Genomic DNA, 12,944 nt, shown 5'->3' on the forward strand with positions numbered 1-12,944 from the left:
TTGATGGCAAAGTTAAGGTGAAGTGATATAATTGGAAAATGGAGGAGTCAGTATTTGAAGTTTGTTTTGGACAGACACGAAATTTTCATTCTTGTCTGGTTGAGCGCAGTCGAGAACTATTTATTAATGAACGATTTTTTGGGGTGGCTTTAATCTTGGTTAGGTAAATAATTTGGATGTCATTTAGAGTTATAGTTGATTATAGGATTTGTGTTTCTATTCAGTTTGATTAAACGAGAAAAACAATTGTCAAATAGAAGAAATCTAAAATGAATTAAAACAAGAAACCAATGTTCCACGTGGAACGCTAAATAGTTTTGTCAAATAATTCTACGTTGAGGAGAGAAGAAAGTTCTTTTCCTTTTTGTTTGGCAAGCTTTGCATCTTTAGTTCGAAGAAGTGTAAAATGAAGTTTTTTATAAAAGATGCGAAGGATAAATAATTGATCTTTTGATGTAGTTCCCATAGCAGAAACGGGACCCCAATCATTATCTGATTTTTGTTTGGTGAAGAAGATTACAATGTATTCGGGAGGAGGAATGTTGAAGCCGTATTTAAATATCGTGATACCAAAAAGCTGAAAATGTTTTTTGTTTTTGTAATCCTTTCTGATTTCCATAGAAACAGAACCGAAAACAATTAGAGAACCAAAGAGCGTTAGAAAAACAATTTGTGGAATTTGGTTCGGGTTACCAATCAGCATTAATGCTGAAAGCGTCAAAAGGAAATATCCAAGGACTAAAGCTTTTATTGGTTTTGATTGTTTAAGGAATACAGATTTCATTAGCGACCCATGTAAACCAAAAGTACAGAAATATCACTAGGAGATACCCCGCTAATTCTTGAAGCTTGAGAAACAGAAGTTGGTTTAATATTCGAAAGTTTTTCTCGAGCTTCAAAAGACATCGATTTCAATTTTGAATAATCGAAGTTTTCAGGTATTGAGATATTCTCTAGTTTCTGAAGTTTGTCAGCGTTGTTCTTTTCCTTGTTTATATAACCAGCATACTTTACTTGAATTTCTGCTTGTTCTAAAACTTCAGAATCTAGTTTATTCTCTTCGATAAATGTTTTAGCATCATTTATTTTAAGAATGTCTTCTAAATTAATATTAGGACGAGAGTATATTTTAAAGATTTTATCTGGTTGTTTTATTGTAGAAGAGTTATTTTCTTCTAAAACAGGATTAATTTCTTCAGGTTTTACACTTGTTTTTTTGTAAAACGTAATTAAACTTTCCGATTTTTTTAGTTTTTGTTCCATTCGTTGAAGACGATCATCTTTTGCTAAGCCTATTTCATGTCCTTTAGGGGTTAATCTAAAATCTGCATTATCCTGACGAAGTAGCGTTCTGTATTCTGCTCGACTCGTAAACATACGATATGGCTCTTCAGTTCCTTTGGTAATTAAATCGTCTACCAAAACACCAATATAGGCTTCATCTCTTTTCAAGATAAATTCATCTTTTTCCTGAACTTTTAAGGATGCATTGATACCGGCCATTAATCCTTGAGAAGCGGCTTCTTCATATCCTGTGGTTCCATTTATTTGACCAGCAAAGAACAATCCATCAACAAGTTTTGTTTCTAGAGTATGGCGCAACTGTGTCGGTGGGAAGTAGTCATATTCGATTGCATAACCAGGTCTAAAGAATTTTACATTCTCAAAACCAGCTACAGATTTTAGTGCTTTGTATTGAACATCTTCAGGAAGCGATGTAGAGAATCCGTTGACATACATTTCTACGGTGTCCCACCCTTCAGGCTCTACATAAATTTGATGACGATCTTTATCTGCGAATCGATTGATCTTGTCTTCGATTGATGGGCAATAACGAGGCCCAATACTTTTAATTCGACCGTTGAACATTGGTGATCTGTCAAAGCCTTCTTTTAACAATTCGTGTACCTCAGGACTTGTGTAAGTCATGTGGCAATCGCGTTGCTCAGTCAACGAGCTAGTAATGTTTGAGTATGAGAATTTCTCTGGATTATCATCGCCAGGTTGTACAATCATTTTGGAGTAATCAAGCGATCGTCCATCAACTCTAGGTGGGGTTCCTGTTTTCATTCTACCTGATTCAAAGCCTAGTTCAACGAGTTCTTCGGTAATGCCGGTTGCAGCACGTTCTCCTGCTCTACCACCCCCAAATTGTTTTTCTCCAATATGAATGAGTCCGTTTAGGAAAGTTCCGTTGGTAAGCACTACAGATTTTGCTCTAACTTCAAGTCCAAGTGAGGTTTTTACGCCTGCAATTTTCCCATTTTCAACAATCAATCCAGACACCATTTCCTGGTAGAAATCTAGATTCTCGGTCTGTTCAAGAAGCATTCTCCACTCTTCAGCAAAACGCATTCTGTCTGATTGTACTCGAGGACTCCACATAGCAGGCCCTTTACTTTTATTAAGCATCTTGAACTGTATAGCCGACTTGTCTGAAACAATTCCGCTATAGCCACCCAAGGCATCAATCTCACGAACGATCTGTCCCTTTGCAATTCCTCCCATTGCAGGATTACAAGACATTTGCGCAATGTTCTGTAGGTTCATAGTAATCAATAAGGTTTTAGAACCCATATTGGCCGCTGCCGCTGCCGCTTCTGATCCTGCATGACCCGCTCCTACTATTATTACATCGTATACTGAATTGAACATATCTTGTTTTACTGCCTTCTTGTTATTACTAATTAAGTCTCCCCTTGAGGAGAGATTTAGAGGGGTGTAAGTGACCTGACCTTTTGAACTAGACGATTTACACCCATCCCCAACCCTTCCCTCAAGGGAAGGGAGCATTGACTACTAATGTTCCACGTGAAACATTGCTATCTTCTCATTTTCTTTCTGCGTCATTTCGGCTTGGTCAGCTTCCGTTTTGTCTTTGTATCCGCAATAATGAAGTATGCCGTGTATGATTACCCGTTTCAATTCATCTTCAAATGAGACTTCATATTGCTTGGCATTTTCCTGAACACGTTCTACTGAAATGAAAATATCACCGTTAATCTGATTGCCTACTCCATAATCAAAACTGATAATGTCGGTAAGCGTATCGTGGTTTAAATATTGGAGGTTAATGTTGTGTAGGTATTCATCATCACAAAATATATAACTAATTTCTCCCTCAGACTTTTCTTCAGATAAGAGTACCTCGCCTATCCAATTGCTAATCTGCTCTTCATTTTCTACCTCAAAATCAGTCTCATAATTAAACGTGATCATTCTTCCTTTTTGACACGAAAATACTCTTGTACTTTACGTTGGTAAATTTGCCGCAAAGGTAATACTTGTCTGTTTAATATCTCAGTAGCGTTAAAATATTGTTTTATCGCATTACTTTGATCTTTAAGGTTGTTGTTAAACTGCTGCTGATTGGTTTTCGATTTGCGTTTGTTGTCCTGACCTTGTTGAAAAGTCGCATTTTCAAGCTTGAGCAATTCGTGCTGTAGCTGAGTCATTTTTTGCATGGCGCGTTCGGTGAACCCTTTCTCCAGCAACTCCTGCTCTATTTGTTCCATCATCTTGACCAACTTGTCACCAGCCCTGCCGCCTTTTCCTTTTTTACCATTTTTTTCACCCAACTGCTCATCAGCTCTTCTTAAGTTTTCTTCTAGCTGTTGTCTTAGCTGAGCTTGTTTTTTATAGATTTCATAAAGTTGCTCTGAGTTCATTTCTTGACCCTGACCTTCACCTTCTTTTGGTTGACCGTTCTCTCCTTGTTTCGGATCTCCTTCACCTTGCTTCTCGCCTTCACCAGGTTTTTTTGGCTCGCCATCTTGTTTTTGACCGTCTTCGCCCGGCTTTTTCTGTTCACCATCCTTCTTCTCACCATCTTTTTTGCCCTCCTCCATCATCTTTTGCATTTCTTCGTTTAGCTGTTGCTGGCTTTTAATAATATCTGGCAACTGCTGATCTTGATCACCTTGACCTTGACCCATGCTCATTTGATTTTGCATATTGTCAAGTACCTTACTTAAAAAGTCCGCTAAATTGTTAGACGAGGTCAAGGCATATTGTTGGCTACCCACACCTTGATACATCCTGTTTTCTGCTAGACGCTCAAGGGCCTTGTCGATATGAAAATAGACATCGATAATTTCTTTGTTGACGGTTTCACCTATAGCAGGTTGTCTTAAGGATAATGCAAAGAGGCTGTCATCGACATGCTCGAACAATGATCTCAACTCATTTTGTCGGCGAAGCTTTTGACCAAAACTAGCATTACGATTATCGATAGCTTTAAATTGATCCATGATTCCCTCCTGTTCAAATGAGAAAATAACTAGGTTATCCAGAATCTGGCGCAGCATTTCGGCATCTTCCTGCATTTGTTGGCCTCCACCACCCATCATAGACTGCTGCATTTCGCTGCTCATTTGTTTCATCTTACGAGCTGCTTGCTTTTGCTTCTGCTTTGCCTTTTGCTGGGCCTGTTGCTTTTGTTGTTGATTGTCAGATTTTTCTTTCTTTTCAAGGTTTTCAGAAGCTTCCTTTTGTGCATCCTTTATTTCCTCCTCAGTCTTTCTATCTTTTGGAAGTGGAATTGGTTTTGTGAGTTCTTGATTTTCCTCCTCTAATTTCTCTTTCTCTTTTAGAAGCTCCTCAAACTTTTCGTTGATTTTATCTTGCTCCTCCTTTGTGTTTTCTTCACCTTCTTTTTTTGATAGCTCTTCCTGTTTTTTCGCCAATTCGTTGATTTCTTGATTTAACTTTTCAGCTTTTTTAGAAATGTAATATCGTTTGGTCAGTTCAAGAATCTGCTTTAAGCTGCGTTTGTTATTTTTTTGCTGTTTAGCGAGCTCTTCTAATTTGGGTGAAAGATCTTCTTTCTTGATTTTCTCGGCGATCTTTTCAATTTCCTCTAACAGTTTTTCATTTTTCTCCAGCTCTTTTTCATTCTGTTCTAAACGTTCATCAAGCTGTTCTTTAAACTCATCTTTTTCCTCTTTTTCTTGCTGAAACTCCTCTAAGTTTTCTTTCATCTGCTTGTTGAATTGCTTCATCATCTTTTCCTGCTGGCGCTGACGTTGCAAAAATTGTTCAAGCTTTTTCTTGTCGTTAAAATTGAGTTGATTCTTTTCTTTCTGTGTTTTATTGAGCTCTTCTAATGTTTTTTGATCCTGATCCATTTTCTGTAAGGAATCATTCAAATCATCGATCATTTGATTTTGCTGCTGCAATTGTTCTTCCTCTAACTGATCAGTAGTCAACTTGGTATAGTTAAAAACCTGACTTTTGGTCGATTTTCCTCCTCGAAGCGCATCATTATCGACTACCTCAAAATAAAACTCATAGTCAACACCTCCAGTTAATGGTAAATCTCCAGGGAAGGAAGTTGCAAACTCATCAAAAGTGCCTTTGTTTAAAGGAAGCGGATATCGTTCCTTTTTGGTATCATCTCCAGCTGGATAGTAGACGAGTCTTAATTTAGACAGCCCATAATCATCTGAAACACGACCAAGAAAATAAAGTGTGCGATTATCAACCGAATCCTTTTGTGATTGCAAATTCATTTCCGGATATGCATCTTTTACAACACTAATAGAATATCCTAAACGCTCATGATCTTTTAATTGACTATTACTTGTGGTAATTTCATAGTCGGTATCATTAAAAAGTCGTTTTTCTAGGGTAAACAGATTGTCAACCTTAGTGAAAAGCAATGTGGTATCGCGTTCATGATAGTTAACAACATCTGTTTGTTTCGTTTTTAAACCCCAAGTAATTCTTGTTCCCTCAGGAACAACGGTATTCCCAGTATTCTTAATGATTTCGTCCCGTTTTTTGGTATAGCCAGGATAATCAAGTTGCATTTCAAATCCGCTGACATTGGGTGTTTTTACCACATTTAGCGTATAGTTTCTTGAGGAGAAATCGTTAGAAGAAACATAAAAATCGATGTCCTTGGTCGGCTGATCAAACACATATTGAAATTGATTAAGCCCTGTTTGTCTCAAATAATAGTACTGATTATTAAAGTGAATGGTAACATTATCAGGAATTACCGATCCGGTTGTTGAGACATTTAAAGTGAAATTGGAATTTTCAATCGCTTTTAATTCAGAATTATCGACAATAAACTGAAAAGGCGCTGGCGGCTCATAAGCCGTTTGATAATTCACAACCCGAGTATAAGAATCTGAAAAGATGTTTAAGTTTCCTGTAGCCAAAAACAGTAAAAAGACAATTACCGGTATGGCGGCATACTTTAAATACTTCTTATTGGATGCAAAATTAACCGCAAGCTTGAAGGGAATCGGTGACAAATTCGCTGCTTTTTGTTCGATACTGGCAAGCAGTAATTCCGAATCGGCACTGGTATTTTTTAACTGCAACAAATTCAGCAACTTATCGTCAACCTCGGGAAAATGACTACCAATTATTTTAGAAGCCTGCACCTGATTTATTCCATTTTTTAGGTTAAAAAGATAGGCCAAAGGCATTAAAACAAACTTGAAAAGTAGCGCCAGCTCTACAACCACAAAGAACCAGAACAAAATAGACCGACCGGTTTGTCCAAGCCATAAAAAATGTTCGATTAAGAGTGTTGCGATAAAGTATAACAGCCCAATTGCAAAAAACAAAATCCCACCTTTAATAAGCTCATTGGTGTAATAGCGTTTTATGAATTGCGATAATTTTTGTTGTACGATTTGTAACTGCGTCATCTTCAAATAACAAAAAAAGAGATATAAAAATTGTGTGGAGCCAACTCCGACTTTGCTAATCTGAAATTTACAATTTTATTTTTAGCCGCAAATTGGCTATTTTGGTAAGCTTGTGTTAAAAAAGAGATTGGAGGAATATTAGTAGGCTTGGGCTTTTACACCCATCCCTAACCCTTCCCTCAAGGGAAGGGAATTTGGATTTTGTATGAGAAAGAATTTTTAGTTAAAACAAGAGAATGAGTTTATCCCCTTGAGGACGACACAACGAAAGTTGTGGGCGAGGCGACATGAAGGATAAGAGAGGTGTAAATCATAATGGAGTTTTTAAAGAAGAAAAGTGAGGCGAATAATTCCATATTCAAAAGAGTCGAGGATATTGTCAAGGGTTTTTCGGAAACAAATGACATTTGCAGAAAAGATACTTTGGAAGCGAATACGTAAAAATGCCTTAGGAACTAAATTTAGAAGACAGTTTCCTGTTTTAGATTATATATTGGATTTCTATGCAAAGGACATAGGTTTGGCAATCGAAGTTGATGGAGGATATCACGAAAACCAATTTTTGGAAGATGCAGAAAGACAAGGTCGAATAGAAGAACTAGGCATACGGTTTATTCGATTTACGAATGAGGAAATTGAAAATGATATTGATTTTGTACTAGAGCGATTGAAAAAGGAAATAGAGGAATATAAATAAAAGTTGAGCTTTACACCCATCCCCAGCCATTCCCTCGAGAGAAGGGAGCCTGTTTTGGAAATATTTTTTTGAAGTAGGACAGGAGAATGAGTTTCTCCCCTTGAGGGGAGATTAAGAGGGGTGTAAAGCCAAAACTTATTAAAAAGATTGCAGTTTACACCCATCCCCATCCCTTCCCTCGAGGGAAGGAGCTTGGATTTTGTATGAGAAAGAATCTTTAGTTAAAACAAGAGAATGAGTTTCTCCCCTTTGAGGGGAGATTAAGAGGGGTGTAAAGCCAAAATTACCTTATAGAGAACAAAAAATGAAAGACCTAAAATACCTAGCAGCATTCTCCATTCCCCTAGTTGCATTCGTTGGAATCTCTCAACAGGGAATATGGAGTTTTTTGACCCCAGTTTATGTATTCGGGATGATACCGATTATGGAAACATTGCTACCTGTGGATACAGATAATCTTGATGATGAAGAACGCGAAAACAAGAAAAAGAGCAAGCTTTTTGACTGGTTGCTGTATTTAAATGTGCCGATTGTATTTGGTCTGATTGTCTTTACACTAATTCAACTAATCACAAATCAATTACAATTATGGGAAATTGCTGGTCTGGTTTTCTCTCTTGGCATTGTGCTAGGCTCTAACGGGATTAATGTTGCTCACGAACTAGGGCATCGGACTTTAAAACATCAACAATTTTTGGGAAAGTTGTTATTAATGCCTTCGCATTATATGCACTTTTATATCGAGCATAATTTTGGGCATCATTTACTCGCTGCAACGGAAGAAGATCCGGCAACTGCGAGATACAACCAAAGCTTATATTCATTTTGGGTGACTTCGGTGTTTAGACAATATTTTAGTGCATGGAGTATTCAGCGAAAACTGTTGAAGAATAACAATCTGTCATTTTTCAGTATTAAAAACGATATGGCTTGGTATGTACTATTTCAATTGACTTACCTAACCGTTATCTTTTTTGCTTTCGGACTTCCCGGATTAATTTTAGCTATTGCAGCGGGAATTGTCGGACTCTTATTACTAGAAACCATCAATTATATAGAGCATTACGGATTGCGTCGAGCCAAAAAAGAGTCGGGTCGCTATGAGCGTGTTCGCGAAATTCACTCTTGGAATTCGAATCATGTAGTGGGTCGAGTAGTACTCTATGAACTCACTCGCCATTCCGATCATCACTATAAATCGTCTAAAAAATATCAGATTTTAGACCACCACGATCAAAGTCCGCAAATGCCATTTGGTTACCCGACTTCGATGGTGCTTTCTACAATTCCGCCACTTTGGTTTTATATTATGAATAAGCGCGTACCGGAGGAGATGAAGGTGTTGGCGGCTTAGTGTTATTGTTTATTCATAAAGAGTTCTCCCCTTGAGGACGACACAACGGGAGTTGTGGGCGAGGTGATGCGGTGGAAAAGAGGGGTGTGAAGCCAAAGATGTATTAAAAAGATTGCGCTTTACACCCATCCCCAGCCCTTCCCTCGAGGGAAGGGAGCTAGATTTTTATACGAGGAAAAAATTTGACCAAAAAAGTTCTCGATACAATTTTTGTTTTCACTATCGTTCAAACTAAAACCACTCGATCTGACACCTCGCTTTAATAATGTCAGATCGAGTGTTTTTCATTGACTGATAAGGAAATGAAAAATGTATCGAGATTCTTAGAAAGATCATGTCGACATTTAAGTCACCCAACCTCCAACCGATACCCAACCCCGTGAACATTCGTGATTTTGATGGACGAATCCTCTTTTAGCTTTTTTCTAAGTTTTGAAATATAGGTATCAAGACTTCTACCGACAATAACGCCATGATCTTCCCAAACAGTTTTGGTTAGTTCTTCACGCTTGATTATCTCATTGGGACGGCTTGCAAAAATGACTAGCAGCTCACATTCTTTTTTAGAAAGTGCGATCGCTTCCGTTTCTTTTACAAGCTTATTCTGTTTCGGGTAAAAATGAAAACTTCCCACTAGGTGAACATCTTCATTTGCAAGTTGGTTTTCATCTAAATCGGGATTTGGAATTCCCTTTTTCGTTTTACGAAACCCTACAATTAAAAAGACTAATAATCCGGCTGCAAGTCCGGCAATTGCCAGTTTATTCCCAGATAAAGCAGTCGTTCCTTCTATAAATTGAACCTTAATGGTATGACAAGCATTTGGTACTTTGCGACCTATACACGGCACGATGGTTTTATCCCGATTTCGGCTCATTTCAAAACTATAGCTCACCTCTCGATCTTGGCATCGAATCACTTCAACAATATAGTTTTTAGAAAGGCCGGCTTTTTCAAAATTTTTATCGACAATAGCCACTAGTGAATCCGGTAAAAAAGTGAGTTCACCCTCAAAAGAAAGCCGATAACTAAGCGGGTCCAATTGAACCACAGGCATAATTATCGATGAGCTGTCTTTATTCGACAGTAACAACTCATTACCCACCTGACGCAATGCGATTTTTACACGTTCTGCCTTAGGATTGCTTTTTTCCTGTTCAAAAGGGATTGCCCACGAAATTGTGAACAAACAAATAATAGCTGGAATGATATAACGCAGTTTTTGACTCATTGTAGTTGCAAATAACCGATTTCTATGCGAAATTTTACAACCGTTGACACTTCTTTTACACTCTTTTGACATTTCCTAGACCAGTCCCGCTCTAGTTTTACACAAAAATCAAAAAATCATGCGAACAGTAGTATTTATTCTTGCCTTAGTAATGTATTCAAACATCAACGCGCAAAGCGTTCCTGTTTATGAGCTCGACACTCTTAAAAGTGTTATTCATTGGAAAGGCACTTATGCGTTTCAATTTTCTGAACATAATGGAACGGTACATTTTAGTAAGGGAACATTGCAAACGCTTATGGGCAATGTCGTTGGCGGAGAATTCATAATCAATATGACAAGTATTGATAATGAGGATTACCGCAACGGGAAAGGCCCAGTAAAACATTTAAGAGACTCAGATTTTTTTGATGTTAGTCGGTTTCCAGAAGCTCGTTTAAAAATCACAAAAGTGGAATATTTACCAGAGGAAAATATACATAGAATGATGGCTGACCTTACCATTAAGGGGATTACCAAACAACAGCAATTCTACGCAAACCTTGATGGCACTAAAAACACCTTTAACACCAAGCTTAAAATTGACCGCACCCGTTGGGGAATCACATACAACAACAAGCTAAAAGACCATTCAATTTCTGATGCGGTGGAGTTTGATGTACGCTTGGTTTTTAAACCCGCACCAAATGCTATGAAATAAACCTGTGGTGATAAGATGTTGAAACAAGTTCAGCATGACGGCAAACCCGAGTTCAAGGCCATTCGTCACCCTGAATTCATTTCAGGGTCTCATCAAATTAATCTCACCAACCATGGAGATGAGATGCTGAAAACAAGTTCAGCATGACGGCAGAGTCATATACTCCCAACGTCACTTCCCATCCCAATTGTCACATCCCTGCCCGACGAAGTCATTCTGGCGGGGAGTGATCCCGACCATAGGTTGGGATTGTATCGAGATGCTTCTACGCCAAAACCTCCCACATTAGCCCTAGTAAATTTTACTACAACCTTGATTATTACACCTCAACGAGTATTTCCCACCACTTACGGAAAACCACATTTTTAACAAAGATTATTTTCTTAGTTTAGAACATCCCTTAACGCAGACTATTTTCGGTCTGTTTATCCTTATGATGTATTAAATAAATGGCTCTTGTGTAGATGGCTAATAGGTCTTCTATGCCCTTTTATAGGAAAATTATAATTAGGAGCAAAGCTTCTTGTTATCTGGTCGCTATGCCGGGATAACAGGATATCTATAATTGATATAACAAGTTAGCGATATTTAGAACAAACACTCTTCCCCAAATCAAAATACCTAATAATGGGTATTGTTTTCAATTACTAACTAATATACGTTTAATCGAAAAACCAAAACCAATCGAATATGAAAACTAAATTATTATTGATGTCAGGTATAATTAGTTTTATACTAATGTCATCTTGTAAAACAACGAGAATTTTACCTGACGAACCTGTAGTGGGTAATTTACCTGAAAGACCTGAAAGACTTAATTCACAAATAAGTCTTCCGATGGAAATTGACATTAAAACGATACAAAATTACATCAATGAAAACCTTCCACAAGGTCAAATTGCAAGTGGTAACGGTAGTAGTGGAAATACAACCCGATATAATTATCAAGTATATAGAAATAAACCTGCATCGTTTACCGCTAAAGGGAATGAGCTGATTTTTAGAATTCCTATTGACATTAATGCTCGTGGAAGTTATACCGCTTGTGTTGGTGTTTGGTGTGATGGAGATTGTTGCTCAACTTGTAATCCAATCGGAAATGGTTGTTTAACACCAGGACTTCGACAAACCGAACACGGAGATGCATCACCAACAGTAATTGTGGAATTAGGTGTAAAACTTAAAATTCAAGAAGATTATTCGGTCAAAGCTGATACATATTTGAAAGGAGAAATTAGCGGAGACACTCATTTACATATCGACCTAATTGGAAATTTGATAAGAATTAATATTGACATAAAAGATAAATTAGAAGACCCACTTCAAGATTTTATAAGGGATTATTCCGCAGAAATTGATAAAAAAGTTACCGAACTTGTAGATAGTTATGACTTAAAAACAGAGGTAAATGATTTTTGGAATGACGTTAAAGAGCCTGTTGCTTTAGGAGACTTTTGGTTAAGCATAAAACCTCAAAAAGTAATTTTTGAAAATCTGAATGCTCAAGATGGAAAATTAAGAATAGGCGTAGGTTTTGCTTCAAAATTAGAAGTAGTTGACACCAAACCAACAATTGAAAACAATCCGTTACCGAACCTCGAATTAACCCAATCAACTGAGGGTAAATTTAATATTTATGTCCCCGCAAGCACAACTTTTAATACTCTGAGCTTGCTTGCAAAAGAAGAAGTTGTTGGAGTTCAATATGAAAAAGATGGTGTAAAACTAAAAATCAAAGACATTGAGGTTAAAGGTGTAGGTCTCAATAATGTTGGAGCATTGTTAATCAAAATAAATGTAAAAGGTCGTACAAAATTCACTAGTCGTTTTAAAGGAAATTTATATTTTACAGCCATACCAAGTATTAACGATGAATTAAAAGAAGCTTCAATTTCCGATTTCAAAATAGAGGCAAACACAAACAATTTTTTGATTAATAATGGATTGCCATATTTGATAGATAATTATTACTACGATGAATTAAAAGAAAAATTGAAATTCTCGTATTTAGAAGAGCACACAAAATACACAAACCTCATAAACGAAGAATTGAAAGAAATTGTAGTTGACAATATTGTTATTAATGGAGTTTTGGAGAATCTGAATGTTCCGGGTATTTATGTTGACCAAAACGGAATGGAAGTTTTGTTAATTGCAAATGGAAAGTTATCATCAACAATTCGGGAATAATAACTACCGCTAACAATGGCTATAAGTAATTGCTTGTTCTAGCCTACTTTGGAAATTTCGTAGGAATTTACTCAGGCTCGTTTTCCTTTGCTAATTTAGTTACTTAC

Annotated in this window: 9 protein-coding genes; 4 read left to right on the forward strand and 5 right to left on the reverse strand. The window is 37.1% G+C overall.

From position 1 onward, the window contains the following. Positions 1–307 precede the first annotated feature (307 nt). The 4 genes from GWK10_RS09260 to GWK10_RS09275 form a co-directional block, all read right to left on the reverse strand. Positions 308–784, reverse strand: a complete 477-nt coding sequence (locus GWK10_RS09260; protein ID WP_164031852.1) for a hypothetical protein — start codon at positions 782–784, stop codon at positions 308–310. Next, positions 784–2,655, reverse strand: coding sequence for a tRNA uridine-5-carboxymethylaminomethyl(34) synthesis enzyme MnmG (gene mnmG, locus GWK10_RS09265; protein WP_164031853.1), 1,872 nt, complete (start codon positions 2,653–2,655; stop codon positions 784–786). The genes GWK10_RS09260 and mnmG overlap by 1 nt, the downstream gene beginning before the upstream one ends. A 144-nt stretch (positions 2,656–2,799) precedes the next feature. Further along, positions 2,800–3,219: an rRNA maturation RNase YbeY gene (ybeY, locus tag GWK10_RS09270; protein WP_164031854.1), complete on the reverse strand. Its 420-nt coding sequence runs from the start codon at positions 3,217–3,219 to the stop codon at positions 2,800–2,802. Beyond that, the gene (locus GWK10_RS09275; RefSeq protein ID WP_164031855.1) at positions 3,216–6,665 is read right to left on the reverse strand and encodes a DUF4175 family protein; all 3,450 of its coding nucleotides are present in this window, start codon (positions 6,663–6,665) and stop codon (positions 3,216–3,218) included. The genes ybeY and GWK10_RS09275 overlap by 4 nt, the downstream gene beginning before the upstream one ends. Positions 6,666–7,002: 337 nt before the next feature. Between GWK10_RS09275 and GWK10_RS09280 the strand changes: the two genes are divergently transcribed. Next, positions 7,003–7,362, forward strand: a complete 360-nt coding sequence (locus tag GWK10_RS09280) for an endonuclease domain-containing protein (protein WP_164031856.1) — start codon at positions 7,003–7,005, stop codon at positions 7,360–7,362. A 304-nt stretch (positions 7,363–7,666) separates the two neighbouring features. Further along, positions 7,667–8,716 (forward strand): alkane 1-monooxygenase, encoded by a 1,050-nt coding sequence (locus tag GWK10_RS09285; protein WP_164031858.1) that lies wholly within the window; start codon positions 7,667–7,669, stop codon positions 8,714–8,716. A gap of 349 nt (positions 8,717–9,065) precedes the next feature. Here the strand turns inward: GWK10_RS09285 and GWK10_RS09290 are convergent, their stop codons facing one another. Continuing rightward, entirely contained in the window at positions 9,066–9,947 is an 882-nt protein-coding gene (locus tag GWK10_RS09290) for a winged helix-turn-helix domain-containing protein (protein ID WP_164031860.1), read from the reverse strand. A gap of 118 nt (positions 9,948–10,065) precedes the next feature. Here GWK10_RS09290 and GWK10_RS09295 point away from each other — a divergent pair, with 118 nt between their 5' ends. Both GWK10_RS09295 and GWK10_RS09300 read left to right on the forward strand, forming a co-directional pair. Further along, positions 10,066–10,647, forward strand: a complete 582-nt coding sequence (locus GWK10_RS09295) for a YceI family protein (protein WP_164031862.1) — start codon at positions 10,066–10,068, stop codon at positions 10,645–10,647. 690 nt (positions 10,648–11,337) lie between these two features. Then, positions 11,338–12,837 carry a DUF4403 family protein gene (locus GWK10_RS09300; protein ID WP_164031865.1) on the forward strand — a complete coding sequence of 500 codons (1,500 nt, stop codon included), beginning with the start codon at positions 11,338–11,340 and terminating at the stop codon, positions 12,835–12,837. The last annotated feature ends 107 nt before the right edge of the window (positions 12,838–12,944 follow it).

The organism is Spongiivirga citrea, from assembly GCF_010671565.1.
GTDB lineage: Bacteria > Bacteroidota > Bacteroidia > Flavobacteriales > Flavobacteriaceae > Spongiivirga > Spongiivirga citrea.